Raw genomic sequence first — 15,471 nt, 5'->3', positions numbered from 1 at the left:
TAAAAATAGTCGCTTAAGCCGAGAATAATAACAGTTGATAGGCAACAAAGCTGCAGCATAATATTGCGCCTTCCCAACGTGATATTTTGCGACTTCTGCCAAAGAAGCTCATTGACATCACAAACAGTAATAAGGTTACCCCCATCATGACATAGAAGTCACGTTCGGCAGCAAGGGCGTCAATTGGACCGGGGGCGAGCATTGCGGGGACCGCTAATACGGCTAAAATATTGAATAGGTTTGAGCCGATAATATTACCCAGAACCAGGTCATCTTCTTTCTTGATGACCCCTGCGATACAAGCAGCTAGTTCTGGCAGACTGGTGCCGATGGCGATGATGGTCAAGCCGATCACTAAATCACTGATCCCAAAATAGCGCGCGATTTCTGAGGCTGAACCGACTAATATGTCAGCACTTATCGGCAATAATACTAAACCAACCGCAAGCCACAACAAAGCTTTGCTGGTTGCTACATCTTTGGGGACTTCCGAAGCGGCTTCTTCCATCATTGGATCTAGTTTGGCGTTGTTACGTTGACGTAGCGAGCCGATGATGAGAAAGGCCATCATGGTTACAAATATCGTCAATAATAAGGTACCTTCTATATATCCAAGATGTTGGTCATGTAATATCCAACCAGCAAATGCCGTGGCGGCTAACACCATCGGTAATTCTCTAAATAACGTTGATGATGAAACGAATAAAGGTTTGAATAAGGCGGTCACGCCGAGAACTAAAGTGATATTGGTAATGTTGGAGCCGATTACATTTCCCACTGCGGTATTCATTTTGCCTTCTAAGGCGGCGGTTGCTGAAACCATAACTTCTGGGGCAGAGGAGCCCAAGGCGACGATGGTTAGGCCAATAATCATCGGCGGTAAACCAAAATTGTTAGCAATAGCGGCAGCGCCAAAAACAAAACGATCAGCACTCCAAACTAAGAGCGCTAAACCAACAACTAATAATAAACATTCAACGAACATGGGTTTCCTTGGATCAACAAATATCAGTGATGCGGACAAAATAGCAAGCATTGTCAACATTTTCCTGACAAAAGGGAAGAGTTTAACCTTGAGTGTCATCAATTATCTCAATAATATGGCAGCCTTGAACAGTCAAGATTGCTGATGGAGTGGCTAAAAATTTGATTGAAGTAAAACAATTAGCATTTCAGCGCGGTGACAAAGTTATCTTTGAAGGCCTCGATTTGCGTATTCAGCGCGGTAAAATTACCGCAATTATGGGGCCTAGCGGGATCGGTAAAACGACCTTACTTAAACTGATTGCTGGGCAGCTAAAGCCGCAGTCGGGTGAAGTGCTGATCGACCAGCAAAATGTGCATCAGCTGAAACGTCGCGAATTATTCAAGTTACGTAAACGGATCGGCATGTTATTTCAAAGTGGTGCTTTGTTTAGTGATCTTAATGTTTTTGAGAATGTCGCGTTTCCCTTACGAGAACATACTCAGTTACCGGAAGTGGTATTGCGAAACTTGGTGTTGATGAAGTTACAAACCGTGGGTCTACGTGGCACCGCGCAGCTGATGCCGAGTGATTTGTCGGGCGGAATGGCGCGTCGAGTGGCGCTAGCAAGAGCGATTGCCTTGGAGCCCGAGCTAATTCTTTACGATGAGCCCTTTGTTGGTCAGGACCCCATCTCAATGGGGGTATTGATTAAATTGATCCAAGGCTTGAACCAAAGTTTACAATTGACCTCGGTGATAGTTTCTCATGATGTGAGTGAAGTTCTTAGTATCGCTGATTACGTGTTTGTAATTGATGGCCATAGCGTATTAGCCCAAGGTAGCGTCGAAGCAATTGCGTCAAATCCGAATCCGCGTTTGGCGCAATTTCTCAATGGTCAAGCCGATGGCCCGGTGGCTTTTCATTATCCAGCAGACGATTATGCACAAGCACTTAAGGCGGCCTTATGATTGACGTTATTGCGCTATTAGGTCGTAAGACCCTATTACGCTTCGCCTCGCTCGGCCGAGCGAGCTTAATGTTATGGCATGCCTTATCGAGCTGGCCAAGTCGGCAATTGCTGAAAGATACGATCTATCAAATCTATGTGGTGGGGGTGCAGTCACTGCCTATTATCTTGGTTTCAGGTCTATTTATTGGGATGGTTCTGGCGCTACAGGGCTACCATATTTTGGTCGATTTTGGTGCCGAAACCAGTCTTGGTCCTATGGTTGCGTTATCGCTACTTCGGGAGCTTGGTCCGGTGGTGACCGCTTTGTTGTTTGCAGGGCGGGCTGGCTCTGCGCTCACCGCAGAAATTGGCTTGATGAAAACTACTGAACAATTATCCAGTATGGAGATGATGGCCGTTGACCCACTTAAGCGGGTGATAGCGCCGCGTTTATGGGCTGGGTTTATTGCCATGCCCCTATTAACGCTGATGTTTAATTTGGTCGGTATTTGGGGCGGGTTCTTAGTTGGCGTGGAATGGTTGGGGGTCGATAACGGCAGCTTTTGGTCGATTACCGCAGCATCCATAGAGTTTGGCCAAGATATTGGTAATGGGATTATCAAGAGTGCGGTGTTTGCGATTACGGTGGTTTGGGTAGCATTATTCAATGGTTACGACTCAACCCCTAGCGCTCAGGGGATTAGTCAGGCGACGACGCGAAGTGTGGTGCATGCTTCGTTGCTGGTTTTGGCTTTAGATTTTGTATTAACTGCACTAATGTTTGGCAGCTAGGTTTAGGGAATAACATGAAAGTAAATAAAGTTGAGTTGTCGGTTGGATTGTTTGTATTACTGGGTTTCGCTGCGCTATTAATCTTGTCGTTGAAAATTGCGAATAGTCAGTTTAGTAGCAGTAATGATCTGTATACGCTGTATGCTAAGTTTGACAATATTGGAGGGCTTAAAGTACGCGCGCCAGTAAAAGTGGGAGGGGTCGTGGTTGGTCGAGTTGAAGCGATTGAACTTGATGTTGATGATTATATGCCAAAGGTGACTTTGAATATGTATCGCCAATACGGTTTTTACCCAGAGACAAGTTCTCTTTCGATCCTTACCGCGGGCTTGTTAGGAGAGCAATACATTGGTCTCACCCCTGGCTTTGTCGTTGAAGGTATTGAGCACCTCAATGATGGTGCGTTGATTGAAGATACTAAATCAGCGTTGGTGTTGGAAGATTTGATTGGCCAATTTTTATATTCAGCCAAGGAGAAGTAATGATGACCATGAGAGTAGTATTTTTGCTGTTGCTGACGAGTTTGTTTAGTGCCACAAGCCAAGCGGAAAATGTGGATCAAAACCCTTACCGTTTGATGAACTACGTTGCTGAGCAAACTTTTAGTCGCTTGGCTAAAATTGACCGAGATAGCTCTACCGTGGATCAGCAAGTCGAAGATATTGTGCGTCAGCAGCTGATGCCTCATATTGATTATCGCTACGCCGCGTTGGTGGTATTGAGTAAACACCTCAAAAAAACTGATGAACAACAGCGTGCTAGGTTCATTAAGGCATTTCAGGAGTATTTAGTTGCAACTTATACCCAAGCATTAGCTCAGTATAAACAACAGAAAGTACTCATTGAACCGGAACGATCGGTCGAGGGGCAAACTAAGGTCACCGTAAAAGCTCAATTTATTGATGGTGAGCGGCCTCCGATCAACTTGTCTTTTAAATTTAGAAAGCTGAGAAATAAAGATCAATGGTTAGCTTATGATCTGGTTGCGGAAGGCGTTAGTTTGCTGGCGACCAAACAATCAGAAATAGACAGTTTGATCCGCTCTAGCAGTGTGGATGAAGTGATTGAACTCTTAGAGAAAAAGAATTTTGAATCTGTTGGGCCTTCAAAATGAGTGCAATTTTACAAATTGACCCGCAACGCTTAACGATCCGCGGTGACTGGACGGTTTCTCAGGTTGTTAGTCAGTGGCCGCTACTGGCCGAGTGTCAGGCCGCTACGCTCGACTTGTCCAAGTTAAAGCGGATTGACTCTGCTGGAATAGCCGCTATTATCACCGCCTTAAAACCAGAACCTAGTCATCCTTTAAAAATCGAACACTGCCCAGAGCAGGCGAAGCAACTTTTTGAGCTCTATGAACTTAATCCTTTGCTGCAGTTTGAAAAATAAAGCACTTTTGCGGAGCGTCATTATGCAAGCCGAACAAATTGAACAGATATTAATGCAAACGCTTGAACTGGAACATGTGCAGGTAACTGGAGAAGGCAATCACTTTCAGGTGATTGCCGTGGGTACCATGTTTCAGGAATTATCGCGGGTTAAAAAGCAACAAGCGATATATGCACCATTGAAAGACTACATTGCGAGTAACGAAATTCACGCTTTGGGGATTAAGGCTTTCACTCCTGATGAATGGCAAAAACAACAAAAATTTGGCCAACTGTAGTAGGAGTTGAAGTGGATAAATTTAGAATACAAGGCGGCTGTCGTTTACAAGGCGAAGTTGTTATTTCTGGGGCAAAAAATGCCGCGCTACCGATCTTGTTTGCTACCTTGTTATGTGAAGAGCAAGTGGTGTTACACAATGTGCCTCAGTTAAGAGATATTGGCACCACCTGTAAGATGTTACAGCATTTGGGCCGTGAAGTGCTGGTCGATGGTGAAACTGTCACAGTGAAGGCGGGTAAAGCCAACGACTTTGTTGCGCCTTATGAGTTGGTCAAAACTATGCGTGCTTCAATCATGGCGCTTGGCCCTTTAGTCGCTCGCTATGGTGAGGCCGATGTATCTTTGCCTGGTGGTTGTGCAATTGGAGCTCGTCCGGTAAATCTGCATATTCATGGCTTAGAGTTGATGCAAGCCGATATGAATGTGGAAGATGGTTATGTAAAAGCGCGAGTTTCTGGCCGATTACAAGGCGCGCGGATCTTTATGGATATGGTGAGTGTTACAGGCACCGAGAACTTGATGATGGCGGCGGCTCTCGCTGAGGGTCAAACGATTATTGAGAATGCAGCCCGCGAACCTGAAGTGGTTGATTTGGCTAACTTCTTAAACACTCTTGGGGCGGATATTCAAGGTGCCGGAAGTGATACCATTGTGATTCAAGGTGTGGAGCAGTTGCATGGCGGTGAGTACAGTGTACTCCCCGATCGGATTGAAACGGGGACCTACTTGGTGGCCGCTGCAGTGACGGGTGGAAAAGTCCGTTGTACCAATACCGATCCCGCATTAATGGATGCGGTATTGGCGAAGTTAGCGGAAGCTGGCGCTAAGCTTAGCAGTGGTTCGGACTGGATTGAAGTGGATATGCAAGGCTGCGAGCTTAAAGCTGTGAATGTGAAAACAGCACCTCACCCGGCCTTCCCTACTGATATGCAAGCCCAGTTTACAGTATTGAATATTCTCGCTCAGGGAACTGGTCATGTCACCGAGACGATTTTTGAAAATCGTTTTATGCATGTGCCTGAATTGACGCGCATGGGGGCCGAAATAGAGCTGGAGGGTAATACGGCGATTTGTAAGCACACCGAGCAACTCAGTGGTGCACAGGTGATGGCTACCGATTTACGTGCTTCTGCGAGCTTGGTGATAGCAGCCTTAGTCGCAGAAGGTGAGAGTGTGGTCGATAGGATTTATCATATCGACCGGGGCTATCAAGACATCGAAACTAAGTTTGCGCGGCTAGGAGCCAATATTACGCGGTTTAATGAACGTTCTTAGGCCGGGTTGGTAATTTCAATTCGGTTACGGTCACGGGGAGCTCTAGTTGTTCCCCGTTTCTATATAGGCGTATTCGAATTTCGCTACCCGGTCGGGTTTCGGCAACAATATCCATCGCCTGTTTGATTGAGACAATCTCTTGGCCGGCAATATTGACTAGAATATCGTTGGCTTGGATGCCTGCTTTACTGGCTGGCCCCACAGGATCTACACCGCTTACAATGACCCCTTGGGTATCGTGTAATTTTAAGCGAGAAGCGAGAAGTGGGGTGATTTTTTGTCCGTCTAAACCCAGATAGCCACGCACGATAGTGCCATCTTTAATCAGACTCTGCATGATCTTTTTAGCCAGCAAATAAGGAATAGCGAAGCTAATCCCATAGGTATCTGTAGCATCGTTTAGGTGGTAAGCAGAGGTATTAATCCCCACCAGTTCGCCACGGGTATTGACTAATGCACCCCCAGAGTTTCCACGGTTAATTGCGGCATCGGTTTGTAAAAAGTCTTGTCGACCGGTAGAGCTCATACCGCTGCGTCCAGCCGCACTAATGATCCCTTGAGTGATCGTTTGACCTACATTATAGGGATTGCCGATGGCGAGAACGATATCGCCGACTTGAGTGGTTAGTTGATCATCTTGTGGGATGACGGGTAAGTCAGAAGAGTTATCGATTTTTAACACCGCTAAGTCAGTCACAACATCACCTCCGACTAATTCAGCATTAAAAATGCGTCCATCCTGTAAAGCGATGACAATTTGATCGGAATTTGCGATGACATGGAGATTAGTCAGTACGAAACCTTGACTAGACATAATCACCCCAGAGCCTAAGCCTTGAGATTCCAATTGAGTATCGGCCTTCACGTAAGATTGTAGAAAGCTACGGGTGTAAATGTTAACGACTGCGGGGGCAGCTCGTCTCGAAGCGAGGGCGTAACTACCGAGTGGGGTTTCGGTATAGTCATTTAACAGCTGTTTACTATTTTCCCTAAATTCAGGGAAAGCAAATAGAATGCCGATAGCCATGGCTAAACCAAAAATAGCGGGTTTGAGTAAATACTTGATTATAGCTAACAATTGTTCTTCTCCAGCGACCAACCCAGCATAGCACGCGACTTGTGCAGACAAAAGAAAAGGCGAGCAATATGTCGCCTTTGTTGATTGCGTGGAGCAGGCTTACTGAATGATCCGATAGAGGTTTTCTTCACCGCGCTGGATATTTATCGCCAAGATTCTTGGCTCGCTCTCGAGTAATTCGCGTAAATCAGCGATACTGGAAATGCGAGTTTTGTTGATACCGATAATGATATCACCTTGCTCAAAACCATTGGCGAAAGCCCGCGAATTTCGTTCTACTTTGTTGACCAGTACACCGGCCATTGGTGCGTTTTTGTCGGTAGAGCTAAGACTTGCACCATCTAAGGCTGGGTGCATAATTTTAGCATTTATATTTTGCTCTTCGGCCTGTTGCAAAGTGACTTTGAAGTCAATCGGTTTACCATCCCGAATCGCACCAATCAGGATACTTTTCCCTGCGCCCATGGTGCCAATTTTGGCGCGTAATTCAGCGAAACTTTTCACTTTTTTACCATCAACCGCGATAATAATATCGCCAGCCTTCACACCAGCTTTGTCGGCTGCTGAACCGTGCATGACTTGATTCACAAAGGCGCCATGCTTGGAGTCGGTACCAAAGGCTTTTGCTAAATCACTGTTAAGCTCACCACCTGTCACGCCTAATATCCCACGGCGTACTTCTCCGAATTCAATGATCTGAGCGCTAAGGTTGCTCACCATGTTACTGGGAATGGCAAATCCTATCCCAATATTGCCGCCACTGGGGGCGATGATGGCGGTGTTAATACCGATCAGTTCACCACGTAAGTTGATGAGAGCTCCGCCAGAGTTGCCGCTATTAATTGCAGCATCGGTTTGAATAAAGTTTTCTAAATGCTCAATATTTAAACCGCTGCGACCTAAAGCACTCACAATACCTGAGGTGGCCGTTTGTCCTAAGCCGAAGGGATTACCAATGGCAATGGTAAAATCACCGACCCGCAATTCATCAGAATCGGCGAGTTTCATATCGGTTAAGTTATCAGCTTCAATTTGCAGTAGTGCGATATCGGTTTGGCGGTCACTGCCTAATACTTTGGCATCGAAGCTGCGGCCATCTTTTAAGCTGACGACAATCTCGTCGGCCTGATGGATCACATGATAGTTGGTGATCACATAACCTTTGCTGGCGTTAAGCACCACCCCAGAACCGAGGCCTTGAAAAGGCTGCTTTTGTTCTGCACTGCTTGGGGCTTCTCCTGGACCAAAGAAATATTTAAATAATTCTGGAAGTTGTTGTTGCGAGACTTTGGTCCCTGCGACCGAAATGCTGACTACTGCTGGGGTCACTTGCTCTAAGACTGGCGCTAGGCTGGGGAGCTCTTGTTCACCAACGGCCATGGGTAACGCGGCTTGCGCTGGTAGTGTATTAAATCCAAAAACTAATGATAAGCACAAGATAGCGAATTTCTTGGTGCGATAGTGCATAAATACCCTCGATAGACAAATATATTAAGCTAAGCTGGATCTGTTAGATCTAGCTTAGCTAATAAAGTTCAACGAATTAGCCCGCTTTACGTTGCGCTTCGGTAAATAAACCTGATGGTTCGTTAGAGTAGTCTTTAGGTTGTGCTTCTGTTTCTGTCGCCACCGTGTCATCTAATGCTAACTTTTGCTGATAGTCGGCAAATAATTGCGGTTGAGCGACTTCATCACCGATTAAAGCTTTCGATTGACTCGCCATATGCTCATACATGCCTTGATATTGCTTGGCCATGTCTTCTAATAACTGGGCACTGGCAGAAAAATGTTGCTGAACTTGTTCCTTATAGCTGTCTAATTCGGCTTTATTGTTCTCGAATTCTTGTTTCATTTTGGCATCGTTAACAACAGGCTTAGACGCGACACGACTAAGGAAGAAGCCAATAGCGACACCAATAAGAAGAAAAATTATACTGCTAATTGCGCTCATATTATTCCTTTGTTGATCTTGATGAACTTTCAATATACTTGAGAATGCTTTCACATGGTACTATCAATTCTGCTCTAATTTTAGTGGGTTTTAGGAATAGGGAAAGGATGACACCACAGCTTCAATACCAACAAGATTTACAGCGCAGTGATTTTATCCATGACAAGGCGCAAGCCTATGCAGTTGCTCAACTTCAGCAGATTTTTCAGCAATTAACTGATAATACTCAGCTTGAAATCGAGTCGCCATCATTATTTGGCAAATTTAAAAAGCGTTTTGTGAGCCCTCCAAAGCTAAATAAGCCAAGGGTCAAGGGTTTATATATGTGGGGCGGCGTTGGTAGAGGTAAGACCTATTTAATGGATACCTTTTTTAACTGTCTGCCTGTTGAAAACAAAATGCGGGTGCATTTTCATCGTTTTATGCAACGAATTCATCAAGACTTAAAGCAACTTGCTGGCCATCGAGATCCGCTGTTAGCGGTTGCTGCCGGGATCCGAGCAGAGGCGGAAGTGATCTGCTTTGATGAGTTTTTTGTATCAGATATTACCGATGCAATGTTATTGGGAACTTTATTTGAGGCCTTGTTTGCGCAAGGGGTTACCTTGATCGCAACCTCTAATATCCCACCAGAAGAGCTCTATCGAAATGGATTACAACGTCAGCGCTTTCTCCCAACGATAACTCTGATTCAAGAGCATTGTCAGGTTATTAATGTGGATGGCGGTCATGATTATCGAATGCGTACGCTTACCGAAGCAGAGATATATCACTACCCTTTAGGTGAGGCGGCGGAGCAAAATTTGGCTCATTACTTTATGCAATTGTCCAATGAGCCGAGGCAACATTTAGGCGAGATTGAAATTAATCAGCGGATGATTGGTTTTGTCAACGAAGCCGACAGCGTCATACATCTGGAATTTGCTGAGCTATGTGAAGGGGCTCGTAGTCAACTTGACTATATTGAATTGGCTAAGCTTTATCATACCGTGTTGTTGTCTGGGGTGGTTTCGATGAACGCTAAAAATGATGATGCAGCACGCCGTTTTATTGCCCTGGTTGATGAGTTTTATGAGCGTCATGTGGCCTTGATTATTTCTGCCGAAGTCGAAATGTCAAAACTGTATCAGGGGGGACGCTTAAGTTTCGAGTTTGAACGCTGCTTATCTCGCTTACAAGAAATGCAATCCCACGAATATCTTGAGAGAGAACATTTACCGTAAATAAAGTCGATTAGGGGTGGTTTTTTTTTGTACTTCCCCTATAATCTTGCAACCCCACGTTACATGTCACCGATTTGGTGATACTAACAGTCCAGCTTACTCCGTATTCGAAGGGATATAATGAGTGGCTATTTTCACGTTTGTGGTTTCACAAACACGTGTGTAACAGTTATTTGGGTTATATATACAAATGAAAACTTTTGTAGCCAAACCAGAAAGCGTAAAACGCGACTGGTATGTTGTTGATGCAGATGGTAAAACTCTGGGTCGTATCGCAACTGAAATCGCTTCTCGCCTACGCGGTAAGCATAAAGCTGAATATACTCCTCACGTTGATACTGGTGATTACATCATCGTTGTTAATGCAGAGAAAGTAGCCGTAACAGGCAACAAAGCGAAAGGTAAAATTTACCACTCGCACACTGGTTACCCTGGTGGTTTGAAATCAATTAGCTTTGAAAAGTTGATTGAGAAAGCACCTGAGCGTGTTATCCAGTCTGCAGTGAAAGGTATGTTGCCAAAAGGTCCTCTAGGCCGTGCAATGTTCCGTAAACTGAAAGTATTCGCTGGACCTGAGCACACTCATGCGGCTCAGCAACCACAAGTATTAGACATTTAAGTTACGGAATTTTAATAATGGCTGAGAATCAATACTACGGCACTGGCCGTCGCAAAAGCTCTACTGCTCGCGTATTTATGAAAGCAGGTAGTGGTAAAATCACAGTAAACGACCGCACTTTAGAAGTTTACTTTGGCCGTGAAACAGCTCGTATGGTTGTTCGTCAACCACTAGAGTTGACTGAATTGTCAGAGAAAATTGACTTGCTCATCACTGTTAAAGGTGGTGGTACTACAGGTCAAGCTGGTGCTATCCGTCACGGTATCACTCGTGCACTTATGGAATATGACGAAAGTCTACGTCCTGAATTACGTAAAGCTGGCTTCGTTACTCGCGATGCTCGTAAAGTTGAACGTAAGAAAGTGGGTCTACGTAAAGCACGTCGTCGTCCGCAATTCTCTAAACGTTAATTGCTATCACACGATATGTTACAAAAAGCTCGGCTATGCCGGGCTTTTCTTCATTCTGAAACGTTAAAATCTTTGATTTCCCTTGTCAATTTGTGTGTTTTTTATTACTATTTTGTTCGCATTTATCTGCAATAATGTAGTACTACGTAAATGCAACCAGTAGCAGAAAAACGCTACCTTGTGCAGTAAGCCGCAAGGAAAATTACAATAATTGCGCGGATCCTTACCGGAGAGACATTGGATGAGCAACGCTCCAGTCGACGCTGGCCGACGTCGTTTCCTCACCTGGACAACAGCTGTTGTCGGTGGTGTAGGTGCAACGTTTGCCGCAGTACCTTTTATCAGTTCATGGAACCCTAGTGCTAAAGCTAAAGCAGCAGGTGCACCAGTGGAAGTGGATATTAGTAAAATAGAACCAGGACAGTTACTTCGTGTTGAATGGCGCGGAAAACCTGTTTGGGTGGTGAAACGCCCTCAAGCTGTTTTGGATAATTTAAGCACTATTGGTGATAAGTTACGGGATCCTCAATCAGAGGAACCTCAGCAACCCGATTATGCCACCAACGAGTACCGTTCTATTAAGCCCGAGTTGTTTATTAGTGTCGGGATTTGTACTCATTTAGGTTGTTCTCCTACCTACTTGCCGGGCAGTTTCGCCGAACAAGTAGAAGGCGTGGAATACGGGTTCTTCTGTCCTTGTCATGGCTCTAAATTTGATATGGCTGGACGTGTATTTCAAGGCGTACCTGCCCCCCTAAATTTGGTTATTCCTCCTCATTATTACATTGATGAGACAACCGTTTTAGTTGGTTTGGACCAGGGAGAAGCATAAGATGAAAGCACTTATCGCTTGGATCGACGAAAGGATCCCGTTGACGAAAACCTACAATAAGCACGTAGGTCAGTATCCAACACCGAAAAACTTTAATTTTTGGTATATTTTTGGCTTCATTGCCATGGTGGTGTTAGTTAACCAAATTCTTACTGGGATATGGTTAACTATGAACTATAACCCATCGGGTGATGGGGCATTTGCATCGGTCGAATACATCATGCGTGATGTCGATTACGGCTGGTTATTACGTTACATGCACTCCACCGGGGCTTCGGCTTTCTTTGTGGTGATTTATCTGCACATGTATCGTGGTTTGATTTACGGCTCCTATCAAAAACCTCGTGAATTAATATGGCTGTTTGGCATGTTAATTTTCTTAGTGTTGATGGCCGAAGCATTTATGGGTTATTTACTGCCTTGGGGACAAATGTCCTATTGGGGCGCGCAGGTGATTATTTCACTGTTTGGCGCAATTCCGGTGATTGGCGACGATTTGACCCTGTGGATCCGAGGTGACTATGTAATCTCTGGGGCCACGCTCAATCGCTTCTTTGCCTTACATGTGATTGCCTTACCATTAGTATTGGTGATGTTGGTGTTCTTGCATATTGTCGCCTTACACGAAGTTGGCTCTAATAATCCCGATGGTATCGAGATCAAAGCGAACAAAGATGAGAATGGTTGGCCGAAAGATGGTATTCCTTTCCATCCTTATTTTACGGTTAAAGATTTAGCCGCCATTGTTGGTTTCTTATTTTTCTTCTGTTGGGTGATGTTTTTCTTCCCCGATGGCGGAGGTTATTTCTTGGAAGCTCCAAACTTTGAAGCCGCTAACCCGTTGAAAACGCCGCCTCATATCGCACCCGTTTGGTATTTTACCCCGTTTTATGCAATTTTACGGGCGGTGCCGAACAAGTTGGCGGGAGTTGGCTTGATGGGGGCATCCATTGTGATCCTGTTTGTGTTGCCGTGGTTAGATCGCTGTAAAGTGAAATCGATACGTTATCGCAGTACCTTGCATAAATTGAATATTGCTCAGTTTATTATTTGTTTTGTGATTTTGGGCGTTCTGGGGGCTTTGCCATCGACACCCGCTTTAACGGTATTGGCGCAAGTCACTTCATTTGGTTATTTTGCTTACTTTTTACTGCTGTGGATTTACAGTAAAAACGAAAAAACCAAGCCACTTCCAGACAGGGTGACCAAATGATGAAGAACTTTTTTTTAGCATTCGTGTTACTTGTTCCTAGTTTAGCATTTGCATCTGGCGGCAATGAACACTTAGATGAAGCCAATTATGATTTAAGCGATAAAGCCTCATTACAAAATGGCGCCAAATTGTTTATGAATTATTGTTTCGGCTGTCACAGTACTCAGTACCAACGATATAATCGAGTGGCCGAAGATTTGGGTATTCCTATTAATTTAATGCAAGAAAACTTGATTTTCACCGGGGTAAAACCGGGCCAATTAATGGAAAATGCTATTCCAGAGAAAGATGCTGCCAAATGGTTTGGCGCTGCGCCACCTGACTTAACGTTAGTTGCTCGAGTCAGAGGTGCAGATTGGATCTATACTTATTTACGTTCGTTTTATGTTGATGAGAGCCGCCCATTTGGGGTGAACAATATAGTTTTCCCAAGTGTCGGCATGCCGCATGTTTTGCAAGAGCTGCAAGGGGTGCCTAGCGCGGTCTATGAGCAGAAAATGATCGATGGTGAAGAACATCACGTCTATGTTGGCATCGAATCTGATGGTAGCGGCGAGATGAGTAATGATGAATATGATCAAGCGGTTTTAGACTTAGTTAACTTTTTAGTTTATTCTGCTGAGCCTATTCAACTTGAACGTAAGCGCTTGGGTTACTGGGTGTTGGGTTTCTTATTTATCTTCTTCATCGTTAGTTATTTATTGAAGAGAGAATACTGGCGCGACATACATTAAGTCGTAAGCGAGTGTTCAGTGATCGGCAACAGCAGTTATGCTGTTGCCGTTTGTGTATTTTTTTTTATGGTTTTTGGAGGGTTCAATGGCTGTAGCTGCCAATAAGCGTTCGGTAATGACGCTATACTCTGGTGCTAACGACTTATATAGTCATCAGGTACGCATCGTTTTAGCCGAAAAAGGCGTCAGCGTAGAGATTAATCAAGTTGACCCGGATAACTTGCCGGAAGATTTAATTGATCTGAATCCGTACAGCTCAGTTCCTACTTTGGTTGATCGTGAATTAGTTTTATACCAATCACAGATCATCATGGAGTATCTGGACGAGCGCTTTCCTCATCCACCATTAATGCCTGTTTACCCCGTATCTCGTGGTTCTAGTCGTTTGATGATGCATCGCATCAAGAATGATTGGTACAGCCTAGTGGCGCAAATTGAGAAAGATCAAAATGCGGATGCTGCACGTAAACAATTAACTGAAAGTCTATTAACTATCGCTCCGGTGTTTGCTGAGATGCCTTATTTCATGAGCGAAGAGTTTAGCCTCGTAGATTGTTATTTAGCACCTTTATTGTGGCGTTTGCCGACTTTAGGTATTGAACTACAAGGTATCGGTGCGAAAGAAATCAAATCGTATATGATCCGGGTATTTGATCGTGAATCTTTCCAAGCTTCATTGACTGATTCCGAACGTGAAATACGCGATGGGTTTCTTGGCTAATGAATATTGAAATGACGCCAAATCGACCGTATTTGTTACGGGCGTTTTTTGATTGGTTGTTAGACAATGAGCTTACGCCACACTTGGTTGTGGACGCGACACAGGCGAATGTGACAGTCCCTACTCAGTTTGTGAACGATGGTCAAATCGTGTTAAATATTGCACCTTCGGCAGTCGTAGCATTTGATATGGACCTGCACCATGTGGGATTTAATGCCCGCTTTGGCGGTAAACCATTTCAAATTTATGTACCTATGTCGGCTGTGGTTGCGGTTTATGCGCGTGAAAATGGTGCCGGCATGGTATTTGAGCCGGAAGCCGCTTATGAGGCGGAGCAAGTCGAATCTGCTGAACAGGCTGAGTCGCCTGAAAAAAGGACTGACGATGTACCTAAAAAGCCAAGCTTAACCATCGTAAAATAAAAAAAGCGCCTATTGGCGCTTTTTTATTGCTTAGCGATTATTTAATCGTCTGTCACCAGTTCAAATAATTTCACTACCTTGCTCACACCTGCTTCATTACGGGCAATATTAATTGCTAAACTCTGTTCTTGTTCGGTGACAAATCCAATCAAAAACACTTCGCTATCTTCGGTAATTACTTTTATTTTTCCCGGTGCTAATTCATTATCACTATAGATTTTTAGCTTGATTTTAGTGGTGATCCAAGCGTCATTGCTGCGAGTGCTTAACGATACAGGATCTTTGATTCGAACTTCGTTCAATACCTCTTGAACACCTTCTGTGGCACGAACGATTTGAGTTATTTGGTTGTAATTTTCTTGACTCGGAGTCTGTCCAACAATCAAAACTCGGCCACTTAAAGAGACGACCGAAAGTTTACTTTCTTGCCATATTTTTTCTGATTTACCCAGTGCGCTGAGGGTTTGTAATTCAATGGTTTGGTCATCGATTTGGGTGCCGATGGTTCGTCGGTCGGTCGCCGCACCAGCGGCGACGCTGGCCCCTACAACGACTGCTCCAGCACAGGCCTGTAGTAGGCCTGCTAGTACTACAATGGCGATAATTCGCAACATTCT

Annotated in this window: 20 protein-coding genes; 15 read left to right on the top strand and 5 right to left on the bottom strand. The window is 44.6% G+C overall.

What is annotated here, in order from left to right; all coding sequences use genetic code 11:
• Window positions 1-13: 13 nt before the first annotated feature.
• Window positions 14-985 carry a calcium/sodium antiporter gene (locus ACRRS0_RS19030; protein ID WP_432456012.1) on the bottom strand — a complete coding sequence of 324 codons (972 nt, stop codon included), beginning with the start codon at window positions 983-985 and terminating at the stop codon, window positions 14-16.
• Between the two features lie 149 nt (window positions 986-1,134).
• Between ACRRS0_RS19030 and ACRRS0_RS19025 the strand changes: the two genes are divergently transcribed.
• Genes ACRRS0_RS19025 through murA form a run of 7 tightly spaced genes read left to right on the top strand, consistent with a single transcriptional unit; the run spans window position 1,135 to window position 5,651 of the window.
• The gene (locus tag ACRRS0_RS19025) at window positions 1,135-1,935 is read left to right on the top strand and encodes an ATP-binding cassette domain-containing protein (RefSeq protein WP_432469663.1); all 801 of its coding nucleotides are present in this window, start codon (window positions 1,135-1,137) and stop codon (window positions 1,933-1,935) included.
• A complete protein-coding gene (mlaE, locus tag ACRRS0_RS19020) occupies window positions 1,932-2,708 on the top strand; it encodes a lipid asymmetry maintenance ABC transporter permease subunit MlaE (protein WP_432456014.1) in 777 nt (258 codons plus the stop codon). The genes ACRRS0_RS19025 and mlaE overlap by 4 nt, the downstream gene beginning before the upstream one ends.
• 14 nt (window positions 2,709-2,722) lie before the next feature.
• A complete protein-coding gene (mlaD, locus tag ACRRS0_RS19015) occupies window positions 2,723-3,190 on the top strand; it encodes an outer membrane lipid asymmetry maintenance protein MlaD (RefSeq protein ID WP_432456015.1) in 468 nt (155 codons plus the stop codon).
• Entirely contained in the window at window positions 3,190-3,822 is a 633-nt protein-coding gene (locus tag ACRRS0_RS19010) for an MlaC/ttg2D family ABC transporter substrate-binding protein (RefSeq protein WP_432456016.1), read from the top strand. Before mlaD ends, ACRRS0_RS19010 begins: the two co-directional genes overlap by 1 nt.
• Entirely contained in the window at window positions 3,819-4,097 is a 279-nt protein-coding gene (locus tag ACRRS0_RS19005; protein ID WP_432456017.1) for an STAS domain-containing protein, read from the top strand. The genes ACRRS0_RS19010 and ACRRS0_RS19005 overlap by 4 nt, the downstream gene beginning before the upstream one ends.
• 22 nt (window positions 4,098-4,119) lie before the next feature.
• On the top strand, window positions 4,120-4,374 hold the full coding sequence (locus tag ACRRS0_RS19000; protein ID WP_432456018.1) for a BolA family protein: 255 nt from the start codon (window positions 4,120-4,122) through the stop codon (window positions 4,372-4,374).
• An 11-nt stretch (window positions 4,375-4,385) separates the two neighbouring features.
• Complete coding sequence (gene murA / locus ACRRS0_RS18995; RefSeq protein ID WP_432456019.1) at window positions 4,386-5,651, top strand: UDP-N-acetylglucosamine 1-carboxyvinyltransferase; 1,266 nt, start codon at window positions 4,386-4,388, stop codon at window positions 5,649-5,651.
• On the opposite strand, the gene degS is transcribed toward murA, so the two are convergent.
• From degS to ACRRS0_RS18980, 3 genes are all read right to left on the bottom strand, one after another.
• Complete coding sequence (degS, locus tag ACRRS0_RS18990; protein WP_432456020.1) at window positions 5,635-6,729, bottom strand: outer membrane-stress sensor serine endopeptidase DegS; 1,095 nt, start codon at window positions 6,727-6,729, stop codon at window positions 5,635-5,637. The two genes, murA and degS, sit on opposite strands and share 17 nt — an antisense overlap.
• 99 nt (window positions 6,730-6,828) lie before the next feature.
• Window positions 6,829-8,196, bottom strand: a complete 1,368-nt coding sequence (locus tag ACRRS0_RS18985; RefSeq protein ID WP_432456021.1) for a Do family serine endopeptidase — start codon at window positions 8,194-8,196, stop codon at window positions 6,829-6,831.
• Window positions 8,197-8,272: 76 nt separating this feature from the next.
• The gene (locus ACRRS0_RS18980; protein ID WP_432456022.1) at window positions 8,273-8,680 is read right to left on the bottom strand and encodes a YhcB family protein; all 408 of its coding nucleotides are present in this window, start codon (window positions 8,678-8,680) and stop codon (window positions 8,273-8,275) included.
• Between the two features lie 107 nt (window positions 8,681-8,787).
• Here ACRRS0_RS18980 and zapE point away from each other — a divergent pair, with 107 nt between their 5' ends.
• The 8 genes from zapE (at window position 8,788) to ACRRS0_RS18940 (ending at window position 14,854) form a co-directional block, all read left to right on the top strand.
• Window positions 8,788-9,903, top strand: a complete 1,116-nt coding sequence (gene zapE / locus ACRRS0_RS18975; RefSeq protein ID WP_432456023.1) for a cell division protein ZapE — start codon at window positions 8,788-8,790, stop codon at window positions 9,901-9,903.
• A 190-nt stretch (window positions 9,904-10,093) separates the two neighbouring features.
• On the top strand, window positions 10,094-10,522 hold the full coding sequence (gene rplM / locus ACRRS0_RS18970; protein WP_432456024.1) for a 50S ribosomal protein L13: 429 nt from the start codon (window positions 10,094-10,096) through the stop codon (window positions 10,520-10,522).
• A 17-nt stretch (window positions 10,523-10,539) separates the two neighbouring features.
• On the top strand, window positions 10,540-10,932 hold the full coding sequence (gene rpsI, locus ACRRS0_RS18965; protein WP_432456025.1) for a 30S ribosomal protein S9: 393 nt from the start codon (window positions 10,540-10,542) through the stop codon (window positions 10,930-10,932).
• Between the two features lie 241 nt (window positions 10,933-11,173).
• Window positions 11,174-11,764: a ubiquinol-cytochrome c reductase iron-sulfur subunit gene (gene petA / locus ACRRS0_RS18960; RefSeq protein WP_432456026.1), complete on the top strand. Its 591-nt coding sequence runs from the start codon at window positions 11,174-11,176 to the stop codon at window positions 11,762-11,764.
• 1 nt (window position 11,765) lies between these two features.
• Window positions 11,766-12,977: a cytochrome b gene (locus ACRRS0_RS18955; RefSeq protein WP_432456027.1), complete on the top strand. Its 1,212-nt coding sequence runs from the start codon at window positions 11,766-11,768 to the stop codon at window positions 12,975-12,977.
• Window positions 12,977-13,711 (top strand): cytochrome c1, encoded by a 735-nt coding sequence (locus ACRRS0_RS18950; protein WP_432456137.1) that lies wholly within the window; start codon window positions 12,977-12,979, stop codon window positions 13,709-13,711. The genes ACRRS0_RS18955 and ACRRS0_RS18950 overlap by 1 nt, the downstream gene beginning before the upstream one ends.
• Before the next feature lie 85 nt (window positions 13,712-13,796).
• A complete protein-coding gene (gene sspA, locus ACRRS0_RS18945) occupies window positions 13,797-14,432 on the top strand; it encodes a stringent starvation protein SspA (protein WP_432456028.1) in 636 nt (211 codons plus the stop codon).
• Between the two features lie 11 nt (window positions 14,433-14,443).
• A complete protein-coding gene (locus tag ACRRS0_RS18940) occupies window positions 14,444-14,854 on the top strand; it encodes a ClpXP protease specificity-enhancing factor (RefSeq protein WP_432456138.1) in 411 nt (136 codons plus the stop codon).
• Between the two features lie 41 nt (window positions 14,855-14,895).
• Here ACRRS0_RS18940 and dolP read toward each other — a convergent pair whose 3' ends face one another.
• Entirely contained in the window at window positions 14,896-15,468 is a 573-nt protein-coding gene (gene dolP / locus ACRRS0_RS18935) for a division/outer membrane stress-associated lipid-binding lipoprotein (protein WP_432456029.1), read from the bottom strand.
• Between the last annotated feature and the right edge of the window lie 3 nt (window positions 15,469-15,471).

Origin of the sequence: Agarivorans sp. QJM3NY_29 (assembly GCF_050870835.2) — a bacterium.
Lineage (GTDB): Bacteria > Pseudomonadota > Gammaproteobacteria > Enterobacterales > Celerinatantimonadaceae > Agarivorans.
Note: the sequence above shows the minus strand (reverse complement) of the source record. Positions and strands in the feature narration are given on the sequence as shown.

Bases quoted from the DNA above. Each gene is read 5' to 3' on its own strand.
- ACRRS0_RS18955 (WP_432456027.1), top strand. From the start codon at position 11,766: ATGAAAGCACTTATCGCTTGGATCGACGAAAGGATCCCGTTGACGAAA.
- mlaE (WP_432456014.1), top strand. From the start codon at position 1,932: ATGATTGACGTTATTGCGCTATTAGGTCGTAAGACCCTATTACGCTTC.
- rpsI (WP_432456025.1), top strand. From the start codon at position 10,540: ATGGCTGAGAATCAATACTACGGCACTGGCCGTCGCAAAAGCTCTACT.
- ACRRS0_RS18950 (WP_432456137.1), top strand. From the start codon at position 12,977: ATGAAGAACTTTTTTTTAGCATTCGTGTTACTTGTTCCTAGTTTAGCA.
- mlaD (WP_432456015.1), top strand. From the start codon at position 2,723: ATGAAAGTAAATAAAGTTGAGTTGTCGGTTGGATTGTTTGTATTACTG.
- sspA (WP_432456028.1), top strand. From the start codon at position 13,797: ATGGCTGTAGCTGCCAATAAGCGTTCGGTAATGACGCTATACTCTGGT.
- ACRRS0_RS18980 (WP_432456022.1), bottom strand. From the start codon at position 8,680: ATGAGCGCAATTAGCAGTATAATTTTTCTTCTTATTGGTGTCGCTATT.
- petA (WP_432456026.1), top strand. From the start codon at position 11,174: ATGAGCAACGCTCCAGTCGACGCTGGCCGACGTCGTTTCCTCACCTGG.
- ACRRS0_RS18985 (WP_432456021.1), bottom strand. From the start codon at position 8,196: ATGCACTATCGCACCAAGAAATTCGCTATCTTGTGCTTATCATTAGTT.
- ACRRS0_RS19010 (WP_432456016.1), top strand. From the start codon at position 3,190: ATGATGACCATGAGAGTAGTATTTTTGCTGTTGCTGACGAGTTTGTTT.
- dolP (WP_432456029.1), bottom strand. From the start codon at position 15,468: ATGTTGCGAATTATCGCCATTGTAGTACTAGCAGGCCTACTACAGGCC.
- ACRRS0_RS18940 (WP_432456138.1), top strand. From the start codon at position 14,444: ATGACGCCAAATCGACCGTATTTGTTACGGGCGTTTTTTGATTGGTTG.
- zapE (WP_432456023.1), top strand. From the start codon at position 8,788: ATGACACCACAGCTTCAATACCAACAAGATTTACAGCGCAGTGATTTT.
- ACRRS0_RS19000 (WP_432456018.1), top strand. From the start codon at position 4,120: ATGCAAGCCGAACAAATTGAACAGATATTAATGCAAACGCTTGAACTG.
- rplM (WP_432456024.1), top strand. From the start codon at position 10,094: ATGAAAACTTTTGTAGCCAAACCAGAAAGCGTAAAACGCGACTGGTAT.
- ACRRS0_RS19030 (WP_432456012.1), bottom strand. From the start codon at position 985: ATGTTCGTTGAATGTTTATTATTAGTTGTTGGTTTAGCGCTCTTAGTT.
- ACRRS0_RS19005 (WP_432456017.1), top strand. From the start codon at position 3,819: ATGAGTGCAATTTTACAAATTGACCCGCAACGCTTAACGATCCGCGGT.